We start from the raw sequence: 19,748 nt of genomic DNA, 5'->3' as shown, positions 1-19,748 counted from the left end.
AGCACCATGTCCGTTTCAACTGTCCGTACGCTGGAGGCCGCTGTATGAGCCGAAAGAGTGCGGAAAGAAAGTTTGCACGCGAAGCCGATCCCCATCAGGCTGAAGTCGTGAAGCTGCTCAAGCGGTTTGGCTATGCCCATCAGATCAATGCTGTGTTTGCGGATTTCGTCGAGATATCCGCTATCGCGCTTAGCAACAGCGTGGACAAGCCCCAGTTTGAACCGCGGGAAAAACGCTACCTAGAGATAGTCGGAAAATACAAACCCGAAGAGCTGCAACTGTTTGCCAGGATGTTCGCGGAGCTGACACTCTCGTTCGAGCATCGGCTTGGCGTCGACGACCGCCTTCCTCCGGGCGCGCTGCCGAGTCCAGGAAATCTGACGGACGTGCTCGGCGAGACGTACATGATGTTGGAGATCGGGAACGATCGTGCCGGCCAGTTCTTCACGCCCTACTGCGTCTCTCGGTTGATGGCCGGCATCTCGATTGGTAGCCGCAGCGAGGTCATCGAGCAGGAGGGGGTCATGCGGATGCAAGAGCCTGCATGTGGTGCTGGTGGGATGGTGATCGCGACGGCAGATGCATTGCTGTCGATTGGCCAGAACTATCAGCAGACCATGCATGCAACGTGCATCGACATCGATGCACGCTGCGTCCATATGACGTACCTGCAGCTGTCGATGATGCATATCCCAGCGATTGTCGTGCATGGGAATGCACTCACCGGGGAAGTGTGGGGCATGTGGTACACCCCGGCGCATATTCTCGGCGGTTGGCGGGCGAAGCTTCGGCAGCGCAGGCAGGCAGATGCTCTGCGCGAAGTATTGGCGCTGGACCGGAGCACGGTCGCTCCGGACGCCGACGTAAAGCAGGAACCGGACGATGACCTGATGTTCGAGAGTGAGGTCGCCGTGGCAATGGCCGTCGAAGTGCCGGCGGTCGCGGCAGTGCCTCCTGCCGACACCCTCTGCGATCTCTTCGACGACGCTGTCGAGCAGTCGAGGGCCAGTATCTTTGAGGCCGTCGATCAGTTGGCCCTCTTCTAAAACGCGCGGTAGCGCGACATCCTCTTACACCAAGGCCCGATCATTCGATCGGGCTTTTTTTCCTTCAGTCCCTGCGGGTGCCGCGATCGGCAACCGGTGAAAGCTAGCGCGTTCTTATGGGCTTTCCGCCGAGTTCCCGAAAATTCAAGCGGTATCTTTTCTTCATCTACCGCGTCTCTGACGCATCGACTCAGCCGGCGCCGCCGGCATTCCTTTCCAACCCCACCGGGAACCACTCCCGATCGGGGGCAGGTTCCCTCTTCGGAGAATCTGCAATGCAACAAGCCCCTCTGCAGCAACCTACCATCAAGCTCGGACGTATCAAGCTGGGCCGGAACCCTCGCACGTACTTCGATGACGCCAAGATGGCCGAAATGAAGGCGTCGATCTCGGCTCGCGGTGTTGATACGCCGGTAATCGTCCGACCCCTCGACGACGGATTCTACGAACTGATCGCCGGCGGCCGTCGGTACAAAGCCGCGCTCGAGACGCGCGGCGATGACTACGACATGCCGGTGAACGTCAAAGACGTGGATGCGGTTGAGGCGGAAGAAATCGCCTTTACCGAGAATATCCAGCGTGACGACATGTCCCCCGGTGACGAGGCAGTCGAGGCGGCGCGCCTCCTCGGCCGCTGTCAAGGGGATCGCGAAGAGGCTGCCAGGCGGATCGGCTGGAGCCTTCCCACGCTCAACAGCCGTCTCGCGCTGCTGAACTGCAGTAACGAAGTCCTCATCGCCCTGAACACGCGCCAGATCCTTCTGGGTCACGCGGAGCTGCTTGCCGCGCTGTCCAAGGAGAATCAGGATCGCGTGCTTCCGGTGATCATCTCCGAGAAGAAGTCCGTTACCGACGTGCGAAAGCTCGTCGAGAGCGCGGCTTGCTCTCTGTCCGCCGCGATCTTCGACAAGACCGATTGCGCGGCGTGCCCGCACAACTCGGCGATGCAATCCGAGATGTTCGGCGAGTCGATCGCGACCGGTAACTGCACGAATCGCCAGTGCTACAACGGGAAGACGGATAAGCAGCTCGAGGTCACGGCCGCGGGCTTACGTGACGAGTTCCCAACCGTGCGTATCGTGCGCGCCGGCGACAATCACACGCGGGTTCAACTCGCGGTCGACGGGGCGAACGGTGTAGGAGCGGAGCAGGCGAGGGCGTGCCACGGCTGCCAGAACTACGGCGTCGCGGTCAGCGGGCTGCCCGATTCTCTCGGCAAGACCTTCCGCGGCCAGTGTTTCGACACTGTCTGCAATATGCGTAAGGTTGCGGACCGGATCACGGCTGAGAAAGCGGCGGCGAAAGCTGCGACCTCTGACGCCAAGGGTTCGTCCGTTCCGACTAAAGCAGCGGGCAAGAGTGCATCGAGCTCCGATGCCTCCGCGCCGGCAGCGGTAACCATGGTCGCCGAATCCGACCGGGTGAAGCAATACCGTGAGGCGCTGTGGCGGAAGGCACTGCGGCGCGACGTCGGCAAAAATGCGGCGCTCGCTCGACAGTACCTGATCGCAATCGTCCTCGCGGGCTATGCGCGTCAGATCAAGGACGAAGTTTTCCGATCCGTCTACGAAAAGGTGACGGACGAGAAGGCTCCTGCGGCCGATCTCCCGAAGGCTCTTCTTCTCGCTTGTACCACGTCGGATGAGCAGGCTGCGATGCTGGTCACCGGCATGTTTGTCGCGGCGGTCGAAGGTCTCGACGTCTCGTATCTCAAGCAACTCTGCAAGCACCACAACCTCGATCTGACGCAGTACTGGAAGCTCGACAAGGAGTTTCTGGACCTCGTCACCAAGGCCGAGATGATGGTGATCGCGGACGAGCTCGGGCTGCGCGTGGCGATGGGCGACAGCTTCAAGAAAGTCTTCTCGAAGTCGAAGGCCGAAGTCATCACGGCGTTGCTCGCCGTCGAAGGTTTCACCTACGAGGGCAAGCTCCTGAAAGTTCTCAAGTTCTAAGCAGCGGGCGGCCCCTGGCCGAGTCGCATCGACACTCTGCGCCGCCTCGAGCGGCGCATATTATTTGGAGATTCAAATGTTTCAAGCACTCGAACCGCTGCTTCGTTCCGCGGAAAAACTCGTCTTGTCGCTGACGATGGATGGCGACAACATCGTCGTGTTTTTGACGCCGGCAGGTGGCAAGGACGCGATGCTGCGACAGCCGTTGATCCTGAAAGCGACGGCCGCAGAGCTCGACGAGGGCTTCGCGGCGGCGATCGGCAGCTTTACCGATGTGCACCAGTCGCTCGGCGATCAGGTGGCGGCGACCAATGCGATCCTCGAGGCCCAGCAGCAGTCGCAGGCGACGAAGGCGCAGAAGGCATTGTCGAAAGCGTCGAAGCCTGCGGCCACGAATGCGGCCGTGGACGAAGACGCTGATGCGGATGAGGAAGCGGCCGGGGTGACGCCCCCGGCCGACGAGAAGCCGGTCGGCACGGATCTGTCGTTGTTGCTCCTGTGAGGTGAACCATGTCGATCAGCATTGCTGCACTGGTACGCGAGTTCACCTACAACGGTATGGCTCTCATGGACCCCGGACCGGCCTTCTCGGCGGATCAGGTGCGTGATCTGTACACCGCCCAGTATCCGGAGCTGACGACCGCTGCGGTCGATGGCCCCGAAATCAAGGGCGAGGTGGCGCACTACAAATTCGTCCGCGCGGCGGGTGCCAAAGGCTCCCATGCGTGAGGACGATCTGCTCAAGGCCTTGTCCGATCCGGACAACGGCTTCAACCAACAAGAACCGCCCGGATGGGCGGTTTTTTTTCATGACGACGAGGTTTCCAAATGCTGTACGGTCCTCCGGGACTTGATTCACGTCTCGTTGACGTCGACGGCCCGCAGTGGGAATCGACGCGCGGTTCAGTTGCCCGACGTGGATCTGCCCATGATTTTCTGACGCTGCCGGCGCTATCGGATCGCGTGCCTGTCGCAGGGATGTACCGGTGGCGCACCGAGATCGATTTGGCTGAGATGGCGAAAACGCACTTCGTCGACGGCCCGCTTCGCGCGGCCGACGTCGAAAGTCCTTCCGGCGCGTTGGATGCTTTCAAGCAAGCCTTCAAGGCGTGGTTGGGACGTATCGGGATGGAGACGCGGAACATCTCCTACACGCCAGTGCTTCTGGATCGAGCGACGGTAGTGGAGATGGTCGAGTGCCGCTGCAACGGGGACGAGTCGAACTTGGAGTCCCCTCTGTATCTCGCGTTGGAAATGGTGAACGAGGAGGTGTATTCGCTCGAGAAGTTCGCTCCGGCGGCCGAGCGGGTTCACCCCTTGTTGCTTCCCTCGGTGCTATCGGTTCTCGATCGCGTCTCGTACCGGACGGGGCTGATCCGGACGCCCGGATGGTTCCTGTGCCAGTTTGCTCGCTTTCACTGGGAGTACGAGGAGTCAGCAACTGATGAGGAGGCGATCGAGTGGCTCCGAGAGATGTACGAGGACGACGAAGAGTCGATCGCTCGGCGTCTTCCCAGTGTCGTGCGTCCGCAGATCTATCCCGACTCCGTCCGGAAACCGGCGAAGGTGACTGGTCGGCGCTCGAAATCGAGTTATTTGTTTGAGCGCGAGTTGTTGGCGTTGCGTACATCGACTGACGGAGAAATGGCGAACGTCTGCACTGAGCTCGCCACATTGTCACGTCTTCTGCGTACCGCCGGCAAACGACATCTTCTCGGAGAGGGTGTCGATGGGCAGCCGATCTATGCGTTGGCCACGGTCGTCATCGACGAGAACGCTCTCATCGGTGAGCTTCTCGACGATCACTACAACTACGCCCACCAGGGTAGCGAAGAAACCTACTACAGCACCTTCATCCCTTTTTCCACGCGCAGCGACGCCATCGCGCAGCAGTACCGCGATCTTGCACTCGGTTTCCGAATGCTGAAGCACGTCGATCGCCTTTTGCAGGCGTTGCGGTCTATCTGAATGAGCCAAGGAATCCATATGTCTGAACTTGCAGCAGCAGAGGTAAAGCGAGCCGTTAAGCTCGCTTCCGCCATCCTTTTTTACGCGGGTCAATCGGGCAATCAGTTCGCCACCGTCCATGAAATCACCCACGATCGTGGCGGTCGGCCGCTGATTGGCGCAGGCCGACCAGTGAATCACAACGCGTTGCTCAATGCGCTGTTCCAGCTCGACCAGAACGCCGCACCGAAGTCGGAGTTTCTGCCGTCGAACGTTCTCGGCACGTCCAGCACGAGTGTTACGTGGTGGAGTCCGCCGGCGATGCGCCGAGTGTTCTTCGACTGCCAAGAATTGGGTGTTCGTTCGGCGGTCGTTCCGCATCCGGGGCTGGTGTTCCAAGCATCGATCTCTGGCTTTCGCGTGTTCTCCGTGAAAACTGCCGATCGGCCATCGGCCGACACGCCGCTGTTCGAGCCACCGTACTTCAACACGTGGGACGGCGGCGAGATCTGCATCGGCACTGCCAAGGTACCCACCCGCGTCGAGGTGAAGGCGATTGGCGGGTGGGAATCGGCCTTTTTTGAGTCGGCCTTCACCCATCCAAACCAAGGCTCCGCGCGGGTGAAATATAAGCGCGGCGTGTTCGCGTTCTGGCGCGACATGCTGGATGGCAAGTTCGGCGAGGCGTTTCCGTTGAAGGTTCTGGTGCCCACATCGCGTACGGCCGGGAAGCTTGTGCGTGGTGCAAACGGAGGTGGTGTATGAATCCGATCGATACCGTGCTGCAGCATTCGTTTCCGACTGTCATGGTGCCGTCGCGCGAACCTGTCGAGCCGATGACGCGGTTGGGAGAGCGTTTGCTGATCGGTGGGAATGGGGTGTTCCTTGAGGTCGTCCGCCCTTGGATCCGAACGGTGCGGCGCATCGCGATGTACCACGAGTTCACCCCGGTTCCATACGGGGAAGTCTCGGAGGTAACGGAACTGCACTGCGGGCCCGTGCCGCCGGAGCTTATCGCAGAGTTTCATGCGATGACGCGGGAGGCGTTTCCGAACGAGATCGGTGCCTGGATCGTCTGGAACGAGAAATCGTGCGGGTTCCGGTTGATTCCGTTGCGTGCGTTGTCTCACGGGCCGTCACACCTCGAGTATGAGCGGCCGAATCTCGCCGATGGGGAATCGCTGGTCGTCGACTGTCATTCTCACGGACAGTGGCCGGCTTACTTTTCGATTACCGACAACAAGGACGACCGTCACGACGTGAAGTTCGCGTTCGTACTGGGCAACTGCGATCGGCAACCATCGCGCGTGCTTAGGCTCTGCGTGAAAGGGATCTTCGAGAACTTGCCGGACGTACCGGAACCTTGGGCGGCAGCAATGGCCCGGGAGGTTGCGTGATGAGTCAGCCCATTCAGCATCGCATTCCCGAGGACATGGTGCGGGCGCCGTGGAAAGTAGTGGTTGTAGGCGCCGGCGGAACGGGAAGCGCCTTTCTTCCGAGCCTCGCGCGGCTACATCACGCGATGATCGAACTGGGCCATCCGGGCGGGATCGAATGCACAGTGTTCGACGACGATACGGTAAGCGAGACGAACGTCGGTCGGCAGGGGTTCTATCCGAACGACGTCGGCCAGCACAAAGCGCTTCTCATGGTGAATCGGCTCAACAACCTGATGGGCACGCGGTGGAAGGCGGAGCCGCGACGGGTTGATTCGCGGGTGCGGCTCGACGCTGACCTCGTGGTGGGTTGCGTGGATACGCGCCGGGCGCGTCATGCGATCGTCCAAGCGGCGAAGCGGGGTAAGGTGAGGTATTACCTCGACTGCGGCAATGAGACGGATCGCGGCCAGGTCATTCTTGGCGAGTTCGGCCGGGCCCGGCACGACAGATTGCCTCACGTGGGTGATCTGTTTCCGGACCTGCTGAACGCGCGAAACGACAAGGACGACGACACGCCTTCATGCTCGATGGCCGACGCGCTGCGCAAGCAGTCGCTGGTCATCAACCAGGCGATTTCGGTCCAGGCATTCAATCTGCTGTGGACGCTCTATCGGACGGGATCGCTGTCGTACTCTGCAGTGTTCGTGAACCTGGCAACAGGAAGAACGAACCCGGTGCCCATCGATCCGATGGCTTGGGCGCGCTTCGGGTATGACCCGCCAAAGCCGAAGAAGTCGCGGCCTAGCAAGGGCGTGGACCCGATGGACCCGCATATCCCGTGGTAGATTGCCAACACAACTTCAACCAGCGCCTCCCGAGTCATCGGGCGGGCGCTTTTTTTTCGTCCAGAAGAAAGCGTGGTGGTTTTCTCGACGATTCCGGCGGTTGATGGTGGCGCGCCGGCCTACACTGAACCTGTTTCTCGCGCGTCTGCGCATCGACCCCTTCGCATCGACCCCTTCGCATCGGCTCTGTCCGTGCGTATTTCTCTCACCGACCATGCGTCGGCTCCCCTGTCAGGGCAATTTCCCTGACGGGCGATTGCCCTCTTTTTTTGAGGCAATCGCCATGTTCAAGCTTCTCATCTCTGTTCTGCTCCTCGCTTCGTTGACCGCGTGCGCTTCGTACGACTTCGGTTCCCCCGACGTCTACCAGCGCTACGACGTTCAGCGCACGGGAGAAATCGAGGCGGCCACGGTCGTCAGTGTGCGCGGCGTCATGATCAGCAACGAGTCGGACCGTTCCGGTCTGGCATCGCTGTTGAGCGCGGGTGTCAGCGCATTTCTCGGTTCGCGCACGATCGGCGGCGGCAACGGCCGATACATCGCCGGCGCGCTCGCTGGCGCCGGTGCGGCCTACGTGTCGCAGCGCCTGTCGGAATCGCTCGCGCGTCACGCCGGCCTTGAGGTCGTCGTGCGCACGGTGTCCGGCCGCACGTTGGTGGTCGTTCAGTCCGACGAGCAGCGCTTCGCCCCTGGCGATCGCGTGATGCTCGTCAGCAGTTCTTCCGGCATGCGCATCACGCGCTGAGCCGTTCATTCGCCGGCAGCCGCCGGCTTCTTCCTGCATAGCGAGGTTCCCGTTTGGGGCCTCGCTTTTTTCATTTCGAGGGCAAGATGTTCAAGGTACCGAAAGTTCTGTACGCGGACCGTCGCGCGGGTGGCGTTGCGTCCGACGCTGCGCTGACCCACCATGCGACGCGGATGCTGCATCGTGTTGCGCGCGATCTGCGGTTGCGAGCAGGTGAGCACGAGGTGGTAGCCGAGCCGGCGAAGGCCGGCCGCGGCTGCCGCGTCACCCTGCGCACCAGTCGGATGATGCTCGAGGTTGCGGATTCGACATCGCGCCAGCATGTCGCGGTGTCGTTTCGCACCCGGCGCGGTCACCGCGACCTGTCTGGCGGCGGTGACAACGTCGTGCCGCTCGCGCAGCTCGACACGGACGAGGGCTATCAGGCGTTGCTTGGTGGCCTGCGGCTCGTGGATGGTCTCGATGGCGACCGGCGATAGGGGGCGTGATGCAATTCGTCGACATCTGCATCGAGTACCCCTCCGGGATCTCGATCATCGATCGCGGGTCCTACGACGCGGAACTCGGCATGGTCTATGTCTCGGCCCGTGTCCGTGCTTTCCTGGCGGTCGTGCATGAGAGTGAGTCGCCGCCGGTGATCACCGCTACCTGGGATGGTAATGAGGCAAAGCTCATTCAATCGACGGTCGACAGCTTTGCTGTCGTCTCGGTAGAGCCGCCGGCCGCCACGCCGCGGTCCCGGCTGGGGGCGCGACTTGTTCGAGCGTCCTGGTCCAAGGACCAGCGGCAGCAGTTCGGACGGTTCTGCCATACGCTGACGGTCTCGTCGATCGTCGGTGTGGTCGGCTACGTGCACGCCATCTCGGAGTTCTCGATCTGGGCGGCGATGAACGTTGCAGCACTGGTCGTGATCGGTGTGGTAACTTATGTCGTAGGCATGGATTCCATGAACGGAGAATGAATATGTACTTCGGTCCTGTTGCACTGCTTCTGACGCTGGTGTTCTGCGGCTACGGCGTCGTCGCATGCGAACGCGGTCGTAAGGCGGAGCGCGACCAACGTCGTTCTCTGCGGCACCACACGCATTAAATCGAACTGACGGTCGCCCATCTGGGCGGCCGCCTGCCAATCAAGGGCTGCACCTTTCGGTGCGGCCCTTTTTATTTTCAGGGTTTCCATGTCTGAAGTACTGGAGCGGCCGGTATCGCGGTCGCAGGACGCGTTTGAACTCGAAGGTAAGACGGTCGAGGAGGTTGCTCGATACATCGAGGACTCACTTCGTGCTACGGAGCTCGAGCCGGAATGGGTGTTCGTTGCCAATCGGTCTATGTATGCAAACGAGGCCGTGTTTGGTCGAAAGCCATGGTCCAAATGGCCGGCCGCTGGCGAGAATAAGCGGCGTTGCTGCGTGTCGATCGAGCGGGGTCAGTCGGAAGGGTGGATCGTCCGTCTCGACACAGTTTGGCTCGGTGCAGCGTTGGGCGTCGGCCACTGGCGAACTCAACCGCTCATTCGCATCAAGACGCTGACGCGTTCCCATGGCTGGGCCGTTGCCGCGGTGGTATCGAACCTGCTCAACATCGACTGACGAGTCACCTTCAATTTTTCCCAATCCGGGGCAACTGCCCGGATGGGGTGGTTGCCCCTTTTCGCAAGGACAACCACTGATGTACACGATCAAAACTCCTGACGCCTCGATCCACGTCGACACCCTCGCACACGTATTCCACGTGTTTTTTCACGACGCAACGTTATCCGCCTACGAAACGACCGAGATTTCGCTCACGCGCGGTGGCGTCGAAATGCCGATCCTCCGCTACAACGGAATCTTGACCGTACGACAGCCTGGCACGGCCGAAGCGATCTTCACCTCGCTTTTCGAAGAAATCCGCAACCGCTGGTTTAGCCGGGACGGGCGGCAACTGCAACCTTGGCAAGTCACGCGCAAGCGCTGGGAGGTCTTCCAGTTCGTGTTCGAGCTGGCGACGAAGCCGGCATGGATGCTGTCCGGCGAGCAGATCGAGGCTGAAGTCGAGGCCGCGCGCGGCGCCGGTCGGCGCTTCCACCTGCCGGATGTCTGTGACCACGTTGCAAACGCGCTGTTCGGCTTCACGTCGCAAGGGCCGCGTCTCTCGCTCTCAGGCGGGGTAAACGGCCGGCACGAGGTTCATGTCGCCTATGCGCTGTTTCTGGATCACCCGATTCCTGATTCGGTGCTGGCGGACTATCGTGGCGACGCTAAGCGCTTCCAGTACGACCTGCGGTGGTTCCCCGTTCTCCTGGACGTGCCAGTTCTGCGCAACACGCTCCCGTACGACGTCATGCAGTCCGCGGTGGCGATCTACCGTCACGAGAAAAGGCAGATCGACGCCGAGCTCGGTGCCGGTATCGTCGCCGCGCTGCAGTCCGCGCCGGCCGGTATCTCCTACGTGGAGGTTGACGACCGGCTGTTCGCCGCAGGCCTCGTCGAAAAACCGGATCTTCCCGAACAGTACCAGCGTCCGGTGGACGTCGGCTTCGCGATGTCGCCCGTAGCCGAGCGCCTGCGTGATCTGATCGGGGACGCCGTCCTGAAAAAGTCGCTGGACAGGCTCGGAGCCGACCGACAGAAGGGGCGGATCTCGCTGCGGCAGTACAAACTGCAGGTCGAGATGGCGAAGCTGGAGCGAGGCCGCATGACGTTCGAAGGGGCCAACCGGTTTGCCGCCGATGTTGAGGCGCGTAACGTTGGCGCTTTGCTGTCAGTCCTGGACCACGCGGCCGGCTGGAACGACCAGAGCAAGCGTGTATTGCGCGAGCAATTCGGTGTTTCATTGCGCGGCCTGAACTCGACGCGCCGGCGGCGTGCGATCTTCGCGTTCTGCGGCTATGACGAGGCGGCACAAGCCGAGTGGGAGGCAAAGCAGGACGCCGCCCGCGCGCACCGTCGCGCCGAAGAGACCGCCAATGACGCGAAGGAACAGGCAGGCCTCGCCCGGTACCGCACGCACGACAACGTGCTGATCACGGGCGTCGAGCACGTTGACCAGGCGATCGCCGACGGCTACTCGGAGATCCGTAGCTTTCGCCATGGTGCGGCGACGCGATACGCGTTGGCGAAGCCGGGTTCGACTGAAGGGCGGACACTCCACGCGAAGAACGGCACGCTGGACTATGCGCGGTCGCGGCTCACTCAGCTGGCAGCTTGATCGAGGGGGGATTATGCGTTTCGATCGAACTATCCGTTACGAGGACTACATCTGGACGCGTCGCAAGGAACTGGCCTTCTTGAATCGGCACAAGCGCATTGCGAAGAAGCTCGAGCGTGACTGTCCCTTGTTCGCGGACCAGCTCGCGCCGGCACCTGAAACGGACGTCGATGCAGAGAAGGCGTTGCGCATAGAACGGGCCCGGAAGAGCGAGCAGCGGATGCGCGACCACGACGCGCGTGTCTGGCGCTCGGGGCGTGCCGCATATTTCGCGTGTTCCCCGGAGATGCGCGCCCGCATCATGGCCGAATGGCGAGTATGGCCGGGGCCGGCGAAACCGCAGTACTTCGTCTACGTGGTTGAGAAGCACAACGGTGTCGGCGAGGAGCGAACGCGACGGATGCGTGAGCGGGACGCCGAGGGCCTTGCGAAAGTACTTCCGATGTTGAGCGTCCAGGGCGAACTGCTTGGGACGTGAGGGGTGCTACACCATTCATTATCGAACAACCGGCGCCACGTGCGCCGGTTTTTTTTCGTCGTCGCGTTCCAGGCTAAACACGGGTGGGACCGCCAGCGTACGGCCACTTTCGGATATTCACTGGCGCTGATAGGCGGGCATTTGAACCCATTGAGCGTCCGGATGGTTGATTACGTTTCTGAAAGAATTTCCGACTATTATCCATACGCGGTATATATGCCGCTGCCGGGGCAGAGGCCAAGAGCAGCAAACATCGCTGTTACATCCAACATTCAAGACGGGGACCCAATCATGCCTACGCCAGTAGAGGAACAAATCCGCGCGCAAATTGACCTGCTGTTGCAATTGAAGCTGGATGGCATGGATCCTGTCGACCGGGTAAATTTGGAAAACGATATACAACAGATCGAAGCGCAATATGCACTGGCGGTGGAAAAGGGGAAAAAGTCCGCCGGCTACAAGGACATCAGCGATTCCATCGCGAAGAATCTTCCGGCTCTTGTGAATGGCATTTACGCAGCCGACAAGGCGTTCAAAAAGGGTGACTATGTCTCGGGCTCCGCGGCGCTGATGAGCATCTGCGCGAGCGTCCTCCCGATATTGACTGCCGCGACAGCAACCAGTGGGCCTGTAGGCGTATTTATCGGTGCACTGCTCTCGGTTGTGGCACAGATTCTCAGTTTCTTCGCGCCGCAACAACCCTCGCTCGAAAGCAAGATTCAGAAAATGCTGGATCAGCTCAAGACCGACGAGGAGATCGAGTCCATCAAGGGGTTCGGCCATGGCGTTAGCAGCTACGCATCGTCGTTGAGTTCGAAATGCAATGGCGAGCATAAGTGGGAGGCGGCTGTCGCGCTCCCCGGTAAAGTGTCCCTGACGCGAAATTCAAAGGATGTCGTTGGCACCGATACGAACTTCAGCACGACCACCGAGATCGGCCAGTGGCTCACGTTCGATTGCGATACGCCGCCCAGACCCTACAAGATCGAGAAAATTGACAGCGATACGAGTTTGACCCTGGCAATGGAATACACGGAGACATCGCGGTCGGGTAGCACGTGCAAGTACCATCTCCGGAAGACAGTAAAAAAAAGCATCAATGAAATTCTCGACATGCCCCTCACGAACGAAGACGAAGCGGACGCATTCTTGATGGCGTTGAAGGGGCTCGGTTGGGGGCTTGGGAGGGATCAGGAGAAGCTCGACACTCCGATTTTCTCGAACTGGAAAGTGGCGGGATATCTTGAGAAGGAGTCGAACCAGAGCAAGGATGGATGGCCCGAAGTGCTCGGCCTCTGGTGCCAGACCTATATCCAGTTGCTGACGGCAAATACAATGCTCTGTTGCGTGCCCAGCCGAAGAAAACTGGAAGCGGTGTTGGCGGCAACCAAGGAGTCGAACAAGACAAGTCCCCTTTCCGATCGCGTCAGAGCCCGGTGCCATGACGCTGTGCTCGATCTTGGGGCGATAGTGAACGCATTTCCCGAGTCGTGGGATGCGGATAGAAAGGAAATGCTTAGGATTGTGACGGCCGTACGGCCTGTTGCGCGTGAGCGTGGACTCTATGTGCACGTTGGACATTGGATGGAAGATCTCGTGCTGTACGTCGCCCGGGGCAACGGCAAAGCCGCCCCCCTCGCGTGGGACTATAAAAGAAACACAGGTTGGCTTGTTAGCCTCTCCATCCATACCCCCAAGACCCAAGTTGACTCGTTCACTCCCAAATATGAACTTCTGGCGGTCGAGAAATATCCGTCCCGCGTTTCGCACTTTCTTCTCGATTCTGTTAGTGGCAACCTGTCCGACACCGGCCCCGTGATCGGCGACGATCTCCGGGATGGGAGGAACCCGGAGACGTACCTCGACGTCAGCGGACTTGCGTTCAACGATGGCACATTCGGTGTTGAAGGCAGCACGCACCCCAAGACGCTCGTTTCGCTTGCGATCGAGAACAGGGAGATGAACGATGCGCGCTATGTGAATTACTACACGATCGGGAAAGACGGGAAGAGCACCCGGCTGAACATCCAGCTTAATCGGGCCGACCTGGCGGAAATTCGCTCCGTGTATGTTCCTGCGAGTGCTCTATCGGATGACCCGGACGGCGACGCCCTGACCGGCCACAGCCAGCGCAAACAGAACTCGGTGCTCACATATGGCGGGGTCCGCAACAGCAATCGGTTGTATGTGGCGGAACAGGCTGAGCCGTTCACCGTGGAAGGCCCAGAAGGCTGGAAGAGCTACAACGGAATCGACGTCGATGCACACTATGTCTGGCTGTTCGGAAAGAGCGGTATTGCGTGCGCAACGCACGCCTCGATGCTCAAATGCAGGAGAGGCAAGATTGCGCATCCTTCATGGATCTATCTCGATTTCGACAAGCAGTTCAAGCGGCCCGAGGTCGCCAACTTATGCCCGTGTGTGGACGGGACGCTGATTGTGAGCATGCTGAGCGATATCTACACGGCCGACTACACGATCGATCGCAAGGCGTCGCGGGTTGTCACTAGTTCGTGGGTGAAACGAGGCGGCAAAGCAACCCAGGTCGTGAAGATGCCGATTCCTTGCTGGTCGATACTTGAGAGTTTGCATGCACGCTTGCTCGACAAGTAGCTGTCGCGGAATCCAGGGCTCATTGTCATGCGATGACGAGCCAAACTAAGGCTGCGAATTGAAACGCACACGGTCCTGCGTGACCGTGTGCACGTTTTGAGGCAACCATCAGGTGAACCAAAACCGGGAATGCTTCCATTGGTTCCGACTCGCCCCTCGGGCGTATAGGTGTTTCACTAATCCTCGCATGCAATCAAGAGAGGGCACCGGCGGATGGCGTCGCTCGGGCGACCGCTCAACCGACCCTCGAGACGGCGGCCGGTTCGAATATCGGGAGGACCGCTGTACCGCTCAACGCGGTCACATGCATATCGCCGAGTCCTACGTGTGATGAGGGTGATCGGGCGCGTGCCGAAATCCAAGAAGGCCCCTCTCGTCATTCGGGACGTGATCGTTTGAAAGCCGCGCGAATTTCTCGATCTTTCCGGTCGGCCCGCATGACGGCGGCTCCTACACTGGCTTTACTCACCGCGTCACCGACGCATCGAATCCGCCACAATGCGGCCATTTCCAGCCCCAGGGAATCTCGTCCTGCCGGGCGTCATTCACGGGGCGACACTTCCGAGGTCACCCGTGAACCAATCTGGAACTTCCAATCCATTGCCACCTGATGCCGTGTCGATCGTCGAGATCGAGGTGGCAATCAACGTGTGGCGCAACCGCTCGCCGGCGCCGACCGGGCTCGACGAGCTGATCGTTCTCTGTGCCGAGGCCCGGGTTCTCGCCGACGTCTACGGCGTCATGATCGTGACCCGCGCCACGAGCGTTCCGCGATCATCGCTGACGGCGAAGCAGGCCGCAGCGCTCATCGGCGCTCGTTCGTAGGCATCAACTCGCGTCTCAGGACGCGTCGAATCGCCGCATCGCGGCATCTTCAATCGCCCCGCAGGGTCACGTCCCTGCCGGGCGCGATTCCCGTGGGGCTCTTTCATTCAAGGCCCCCATGAAACTCTCTCCCGCACGCCTCACCCAGCTGCTCGCCACCTACATCCCGAAGCGCCTTCCGGTGCTGATTACCGGCCGGCCTGGTATTGGCAAATCCGACATCGTCGAAGCTGCCACCGAGGAGGCGGAGCACGACCTGCTCATCAGTCACCCGGTTGTCGAAGATCCGACCGACTCGAAGGGTTTGCCGTTTCCGTCGGCCGACGGCACGCATGCCCGATTCTTGCCCTTTGGCGACCTCGAGCGGGCGCTGTCGGCGGCGCGTCCACTGGTCTGGTTCTTCGACGATCTCGGGCAGGCTTCGCCGGCGGTGCAGGCGGCCAAGATGCAGCTGCTGCTCGCGCGGCGCATCGGTGAGCACCAGTTACCCGACTGCGTCACGTTCGTCGCGGCAACGAATCGCCGCAGCGACAACGCGGGCGTCACCGGGATCCTCGATCCGCTGATCTCGCGTTTTGCAGCGGTCGTCGAACTCGAAGCCACGGTCGACGACTGGACGGCTTGGGCGGTTCGGGAGAACGTTCCGCCGGAGCTGATCGCGTTCCTTCGCTTCCGACCGGACCTGCTATGGGAGGCGCGCAGTGGCCGCGACATCGTTGCGTCGGCAAGTCCCCGGAAGTGGGGATTTCTCGCGAAAACGATGCCGGCTGTCTCGGCTGATTTGCTGCCTGACGCAATTTGCGCGACGGTCGGCGAAGGTGCCGGTGCCGAGCTGATCAGCTTTCTTTCGATCTACCGCGCTCTGCCGTCGGTCGACGCGATCCTGTTGGACCCGAGTCGGGGTGTCATCCCGGACGAGCCGAGCATCCTGTACGCCCTCACTGCTGCGCTTTCGCACAAAGCGAGCGATGGCAACTTCGAGCGAGTTCTGCAGTATGCAGACCGGCTCGCCGATACGGGGAAACGCGAGTTCACGGCGGTGCTGGTCCGTGACTCGATCGCGCGCACGCCCGATCTGCAGAACCATCATGCGTTCATCCGTGCGCAGGGCGGTGAGATCGGCAAGATCATCCGCGGCGAATAGCCGCCTTCAAACCCTGTAGTGCCTTTCCCTGTTGCCACGGCCGATTCCGGTCCGTGGCTTTTTTTTCGTCTCGCCATTTTCTGTTTATCTGGAGCTATTCATGAACATTACCGATCTGCAATCCAAGGTCATGCTGTCGTCCGTCACGATTTCCACGTGGGTTGCCCGTCGCTATGACGGGAAGGTCACCGAAGAGGTCGAGAAAAGCCATCACGCGCGCGGCATCGGGCGCTTCAACAAGCGCCTGCTGCCGGAGTACGCGCCGAGCTACGCCGAAGTGGTGTCGATCGGCAATCGGATCCGCTCGCACTACTACAGCCGGACGCTGAAGTACGACCAGCTAGGCGTGCGGCTGCTGCCGACCATGGTCTATATGGAGCTGGCCGAGCGGTTGCGCGCGATGAAAGACGAGTTCGATCTCGCCGTGTCGATCTTCCTGACGAACTACCTCGACCTGAAGGAGCAGGCTAGGGCGGAGATGAACACCCTGTACAACGAGGCGGACTACCCGAGTTTGGCCGAGCTGAAGGGCAAGTTCGGCGTCAAGCTGTCCGTGCTGCCATTCCCGGACGCCAGCCAGTTCGGCGTTGACTTGCCGAGCGATGTCCTGACGACGTTGCGCACGGAGATCGACGAGCACGCGATGGCATCGATCCAGACCGCGAATAACGACTTGGTCGGGCGGTTGTACGAGGCCGTTTCGACGATGGCGTCTCGCCTGTACGCGACCGGCAACGTCCGTCTCGACGTCGCGAACCATGTGCGCGAGTTGTGCGACTTGCTGCCGAAGCTGAACTTCAGCGACGACCCGAAGCTCGCGCGCATACTCACGGAGGCGAAGCAGCATCTCGCAGCGCACAACGGAGCGGATCTCAAGGAGTCGCGAGTGCTCCGGTCGCAGGTTGCCAGCAAGGCGACCGAGATCGAAGGCTTGATGGCTGCCTTCATGGGCGGCGCGCCGGCGGCGCCGCTGACTGACCAGATCCCGGTTCAGTCGGCGACGGGCCTGTCGTTCCTCGCCGCTGCATGAGGTCGTCATGGACTCACGCATCGCGAAGCAGCGCACGGCGCTGGTGCTCGACCATCCGTTCATCGGCGCCTTGGCGCTACGGCTCAAAGTCCGCGAGGACCTGAGCTGCAAGACGTTCTGGACGGACGGAGAGACGCTGGGCTACAACCCGACCTATGCCGAGCGCCTGAACGACCTGGAGGTCCGTGGCGTGCTCGCCCATGAGGTATGGCACGTCGCCGGCGGGCACTGTTGGCGACAAGGTGATCGCGACCCCGACGGCTGGAACGAGGCGTGCGATTACGTCGTCAATCTGATGGTGGAGGCTGCTGGGATGCAGCTTCCGTCGGGCGCGCTCGTTGATCACCGCTTCAAGGGGATGTCGGCCGAAGAGGTGTACGGTGTCCTCTCGCATGAGAAACGCCAAGTGGCGAAGCAGCCTGGTGGCAAGCAGGCAAGCGATCCGCCGTCGGGAGGTAAGGCGGGCAAACCGACAGGTTCGCCCGGCTCGCAGCCTCCGGGACCCTCCGACGACAAGGCGGGTGGCCCGGCAGCGTCGTGCGGTGAAGTCCGGCAGTATGCCGGGTCTGACAAGGCGGCGAAAGCGGCGGAGTGGAAGGTGGCCGTGCTGCAGGCGGCCAAGGCTGCGCAGGCCTGCGGCAAGCTCGGCGGCGGATTACAGGCCGCTGTCGAGCAATCTGTCGCCGCGGTCGTCGACTGGCGTTCGCTTCTGCATCGCTTTGCGCAGGACGCTGCGCCGACCGACTATACGTGGGCGCAGCCGAATCGTCGCTACTTGCACCTCGGGATGTATCTGCCGTCACTGAACGAGCCGGCGGTGGGCGACGCGGTGTTTGTCCGCGACGCCAGCGGCTCGGTCTGGGATGAAACGCAGGCGCAGTTCGCGGCCGAGATCCTGGCCGTTGCCGATGCGGTTCGCCCGCGTCGCTTGATCGTGATGGATTGCGACGAGCGCGTAACGCAGGTTCAGGTGTTCGAGCGGGGCGACCCGGTCGAGCTGGCGCCGCTGAAAGGTGGTGGCGGTACCTCGTTCATCGATCCGTTTCGACGGATCAAGAGCGAGGGTATCGACCCCGCGTTTCTCGTGTACTTGACTGATATGGTCGGTACGTTCCCGTCCGAGGAGCCGGCTTACCCAGTGCTTTGGGCGTCGACGACACCGCTCAAGCGCGCCCGGCGCGCCCCGTTCGGCGAGACAATCGAAGTTGTGTGCTGAGCGACTGCAATGGCTCGCTATTTCCTGAAACACGCCCGGTCCTTGTGACCGGGTTTTTTTTCGTCGGTTGCAAACGCATGCCACGAGTCGACAGGTCCGAGACGGGAGAAAGCTATACGTTTTTCTGGAGCATTTCGAGTTTGCCCCCGCAACCAGTTGCGTGGAAATCGGCGCGCCGACGGCGTGGCCATGCGCTTCGTCGAGGCCGTGAAAGCTGTTCAAATTAGCCATTCTTTCGGGCGATCGGCGGATGTGCCAGCTTGAACAATAGCTGCATGTCTGAAATTGCCGAAAATCCCTTTCTGAAGGTCGCGCGACTTGAAGAGAACGCTGTACAGCTGTTCTTCGAGTCGCTGAAGCTCATCCAAGCGTATCTCGACCATCCGAACGTCGCCGAAGTCATGATCAATGCGGCGAACAACGTTTGGATTGAGGAGCGGGGCGTGATGCGTCGCCTCGACGTGGAATTCAAGCCCGAGACGCTGAAGGGTGCGATCCATTCGCTCGCCGCCTCGGTCGAGAAATCGGCGCAAGCCGGCACGGCCCAGGGAATTATCAACGGCGGCCACAAGAATCTCCGGATCGCGACGGTGATGAAGCCGACAGCGATCGACGGCGACGCACTCGCGATTCGCCGGCACCGCGAGACCGTTCTGTCGATCAACGACTATGCGCGGATGGGTGCGTTCTCGCGGGTTCATGCGAAGCGAGATATCGATCGACCGATTTTCCCACCCGGCGTCGCGGACGACGCGCTCGCAGAAGCGTTCACCGCGATGGTTCAACAGCGCGCCAACGTACTCGTCGCCGGCGGTACATCGACCGGTAAGACAACGTTCCTGAACGCGCTGAATGGCCTCATTCCCCGCGAGGAGCGCGTTATCACAATCGAAGACACGATGGAGCTGAAGGTCGACCTTCCGAACCGTGTCCGATTGCTGTCAAACCCTGACAAGGGTGTGACGACGCAGGTTCTGGTGGCGCTTTGCCTGCGGTTCCGTCCCGACCGGATCATCGTCGGCGAAGTGCGCGGCGGGGAAGCGTACGACTTCATCCAGGCGCTCAGCACTGGGCACGACGGCGGAATGGGTTCGATTCACTCGAACGACGCGCGCGGCGGCCTGAGCCGCCTTGAGAGCCTCGCGATGTTGGGCATCCCGCCCGGCAGCCGCTGGGAGCTCACCGACATGCGCAAGGCAATCGCCGACTGCTTCCACTACGTCATCCACCTTCGACGCACAGGCGAGCTCCGCCACGTGTCCGAAGTCCTGGCGATCAAAGGGTTCAAAGACGGGGGCTATGTCCTCGAACGCGTTTTCTAACCACACGGGGTTTAT

The 19,748-nt window shown here is 61.0% G+C and carries 20 protein-coding genes; all 20 read left to right on the top strand.

Going from position 1 to position 19,748, the window contains the following annotated elements:
- Positions 1–44: 44 nt before the first annotated feature.
- The 20 genes from WS45_RS29675 to WS45_RS29575 all read left to right on the top strand — a co-directional run bounded on the left by WS45_RS29675 (position 45) and on the right by WS45_RS29575 (position 19,733).
- On the top strand, positions 45–1,046 hold the full coding sequence (locus WS45_RS29675) for an N-6 DNA methylase (protein ID WP_059703025.1): 1,002 nt from the start codon (positions 45–47) through the stop codon (positions 1,044–1,046).
- Positions 1,047–1,321: 275 nt separating this feature from the next.
- Positions 1,322–3,001: a PRTRC system ParB family protein gene (locus WS45_RS29670; protein ID WP_082722079.1), complete on the top strand. Its 1,680-nt coding sequence runs from the start codon at positions 1,322–1,324 to the stop codon at positions 2,999–3,001.
- 76 nt (positions 3,002–3,077) lie between these two features.
- Positions 3,078–3,503 (top strand): PRTRC system protein E, encoded by a 426-nt coding sequence (locus WS45_RS29665; RefSeq protein WP_059703014.1) that lies wholly within the window; start codon positions 3,078–3,080, stop codon positions 3,501–3,503.
- An 8-nt stretch (positions 3,504–3,511) separates the two neighbouring features.
- Positions 3,512–3,730 carry a PRTRC system protein C gene (locus tag WS45_RS29660; protein ID WP_059703012.1) on the top strand — a complete coding sequence of 73 codons (219 nt, stop codon included), beginning with the start codon at positions 3,512–3,514 and terminating at the stop codon, positions 3,728–3,730.
- A gap of 99 nt (positions 3,731–3,829) precedes the next feature.
- Positions 3,830–4,969, top strand: coding sequence for a PRTRC system protein F (locus WS45_RS29650; protein WP_082722078.1), 1,140 nt, complete (start codon positions 3,830–3,832; stop codon positions 4,967–4,969).
- A gap of 18 nt (positions 4,970–4,987) precedes the next feature.
- Positions 4,988–5,713, top strand: a complete 726-nt coding sequence (locus WS45_RS29645; RefSeq protein ID WP_059703055.1) for a PRTRC system protein B — start codon at positions 4,988–4,990, stop codon at positions 5,711–5,713.
- Positions 5,710–6,345, top strand: coding sequence for a PRTRC system protein A (locus WS45_RS29640; protein ID WP_059703007.1), 636 nt, complete (start codon positions 5,710–5,712; stop codon positions 6,343–6,345). Before WS45_RS29645 ends, WS45_RS29640 begins: the two co-directional genes overlap by 4 nt.
- On the top strand, positions 6,345–7,172 hold the full coding sequence (locus tag WS45_RS29635) for a PRTRC system ThiF family protein (protein ID WP_059703005.1): 828 nt from the start codon (positions 6,345–6,347) through the stop codon (positions 7,170–7,172). The genes WS45_RS29640 and WS45_RS29635 overlap by 1 nt, the downstream gene beginning before the upstream one ends.
- A 283-nt stretch (positions 7,173–7,455) precedes the next feature.
- Complete coding sequence (locus tag WS45_RS29630) at positions 7,456–7,917, top strand: hypothetical protein (protein ID WP_059703003.1); 462 nt, start codon at positions 7,456–7,458, stop codon at positions 7,915–7,917.
- Between the two features lie 86 nt (positions 7,918–8,003).
- Positions 8,004–8,396: a hypothetical protein gene (locus tag WS45_RS29625; RefSeq protein ID WP_059703001.1), complete on the top strand. Its 393-nt coding sequence runs from the start codon at positions 8,004–8,006 to the stop codon at positions 8,394–8,396.
- 8 nt (positions 8,397–8,404) lie between these two features.
- A complete protein-coding gene (locus WS45_RS29620) occupies positions 8,405–8,878 on the top strand; it encodes a hypothetical protein (protein ID WP_059702999.1) in 474 nt (157 codons plus the stop codon).
- A 216-nt stretch (positions 8,879–9,094) separates the two neighbouring features.
- Entirely contained in the window at positions 9,095–9,505 is a 411-nt protein-coding gene (locus tag WS45_RS29615) for a hypothetical protein (protein WP_059534601.1), read from the top strand.
- A 79-nt stretch (positions 9,506–9,584) separates the two neighbouring features.
- Positions 9,585–11,105, top strand: coding sequence for a hypothetical protein (locus tag WS45_RS29610; RefSeq protein WP_059534603.1), 1,521 nt, complete (start codon positions 9,585–9,587; stop codon positions 11,103–11,105).
- A 13-nt stretch (positions 11,106–11,118) separates the two neighbouring features.
- Positions 11,119–11,583, top strand: a complete 465-nt coding sequence (locus WS45_RS29605; RefSeq protein WP_059702997.1) for a hypothetical protein — start codon at positions 11,119–11,121, stop codon at positions 11,581–11,583.
- Positions 11,584–11,874: 291 nt separating this feature from the next.
- Complete coding sequence (locus WS45_RS29600; RefSeq protein ID WP_059702995.1) at positions 11,875–14,196, top strand: hypothetical protein; 2,322 nt, start codon at positions 11,875–11,877, stop codon at positions 14,194–14,196.
- 573 nt (positions 14,197–14,769) lie between these two features.
- Positions 14,770–15,021, top strand: coding sequence for a DUF3717 domain-containing protein (locus tag WS45_RS29595; protein WP_059702993.1), 252 nt, complete (start codon positions 14,770–14,772; stop codon positions 15,019–15,021).
- A 118-nt stretch (positions 15,022–15,139) separates the two neighbouring features.
- The gene (locus tag WS45_RS29590; protein ID WP_059534611.1) at positions 15,140–16,165 is read left to right on the top strand and encodes an ATP-binding protein; all 1,026 of its coding nucleotides are present in this window, start codon (positions 15,140–15,142) and stop codon (positions 16,163–16,165) included.
- A 100-nt stretch (positions 16,166–16,265) separates the two neighbouring features.
- Positions 16,266–17,195, top strand: coding sequence for a hypothetical protein (locus tag WS45_RS29585; RefSeq protein WP_059689146.1), 930 nt, complete (start codon positions 16,266–16,268; stop codon positions 17,193–17,195).
- 7 nt (positions 17,196–17,202) lie between these two features.
- Positions 17,203–18,411, top strand: a complete 1,209-nt coding sequence (locus WS45_RS29580; protein ID WP_059702991.1) for a vWA domain-containing protein — start codon at positions 17,203–17,205, stop codon at positions 18,409–18,411.
- A gap of 275 nt (positions 18,412–18,686) precedes the next feature.
- The gene (locus tag WS45_RS29575) at positions 18,687–19,733 is read left to right on the top strand and encodes a CpaF family protein (RefSeq protein WP_059702989.1); all 1,047 of its coding nucleotides are present in this window, start codon (positions 18,687–18,689) and stop codon (positions 19,731–19,733) included.
- The last annotated feature ends 15 nt before the right edge of the window (positions 19,734–19,748 follow it).

The organism is Burkholderia sp. RF2-non_BP3, from assembly GCF_001522185.1.
In the GTDB taxonomy this organism is placed as follows: domain Bacteria; phylum Pseudomonadota; class Gammaproteobacteria; order Burkholderiales; family Burkholderiaceae; genus Burkholderia; species Burkholderia diffusa.
This window is presented reverse-complemented; position numbering and strand designations above follow the sequence as displayed.

Coding starts and splice junctions, on each gene's coding strand:
- WS45_RS29675 (WP_059703025.1), top strand. CDS start 45: ATGAGCCGAAAGAGTGCGGAAAGAAAGTTTGCACGCGAAGCCGATCCC.
- WS45_RS29670 (WP_082722079.1), top strand. CDS start 1,322: ATGCAACAAGCCCCTCTGCAGCAACCTACCATCAAGCTCGGACGTATC.
- WS45_RS29665 (WP_059703014.1), top strand. CDS start 3,078: ATGTTTCAAGCACTCGAACCGCTGCTTCGTTCCGCGGAAAAACTCGTC.
- WS45_RS29660 (WP_059703012.1), top strand. CDS start 3,512: ATGTCGATCAGCATTGCTGCACTGGTACGCGAGTTCACCTACAACGGT.
- WS45_RS29650 (WP_082722078.1), top strand. CDS start 3,830: ATGCTGTACGGTCCTCCGGGACTTGATTCACGTCTCGTTGACGTCGAC.
- WS45_RS29645 (WP_059703055.1), top strand. CDS start 4,988: ATGTCTGAACTTGCAGCAGCAGAGGTAAAGCGAGCCGTTAAGCTCGCT.
- WS45_RS29640 (WP_059703007.1), top strand. CDS start 5,710: ATGAATCCGATCGATACCGTGCTGCAGCATTCGTTTCCGACTGTCATG.
- WS45_RS29635 (WP_059703005.1), top strand. CDS start 6,345: ATGAGTCAGCCCATTCAGCATCGCATTCCCGAGGACATGGTGCGGGCG.
- WS45_RS29630 (WP_059703003.1), top strand. CDS start 7,456: ATGTTCAAGCTTCTCATCTCTGTTCTGCTCCTCGCTTCGTTGACCGCG.
- WS45_RS29625 (WP_059703001.1), top strand. CDS start 8,004: ATGTTCAAGGTACCGAAAGTTCTGTACGCGGACCGTCGCGCGGGTGGC.
- WS45_RS29620 (WP_059702999.1), top strand. CDS start 8,405: ATGCAATTCGTCGACATCTGCATCGAGTACCCCTCCGGGATCTCGATC.
- WS45_RS29615 (WP_059534601.1), top strand. CDS start 9,095: ATGTCTGAAGTACTGGAGCGGCCGGTATCGCGGTCGCAGGACGCGTTT.
- WS45_RS29610 (WP_059534603.1), top strand. CDS start 9,585: ATGTACACGATCAAAACTCCTGACGCCTCGATCCACGTCGACACCCTC.
- WS45_RS29605 (WP_059702997.1), top strand. CDS start 11,119: ATGCGTTTCGATCGAACTATCCGTTACGAGGACTACATCTGGACGCGT.
- WS45_RS29600 (WP_059702995.1), top strand. CDS start 11,875: ATGCCTACGCCAGTAGAGGAACAAATCCGCGCGCAAATTGACCTGCTG.
- WS45_RS29590 (WP_059534611.1), top strand. CDS start 15,140: ATGAAACTCTCTCCCGCACGCCTCACCCAGCTGCTCGCCACCTACATC.
- WS45_RS29585 (WP_059689146.1), top strand. CDS start 16,266: ATGAACATTACCGATCTGCAATCCAAGGTCATGCTGTCGTCCGTCACG.
- WS45_RS29580 (WP_059702991.1), top strand. CDS start 17,203: ATGGACTCACGCATCGCGAAGCAGCGCACGGCGCTGGTGCTCGACCAT.
- WS45_RS29575 (WP_059702989.1), top strand. CDS start 18,687: ATGTCTGAAATTGCCGAAAATCCCTTTCTGAAGGTCGCGCGACTTGAA.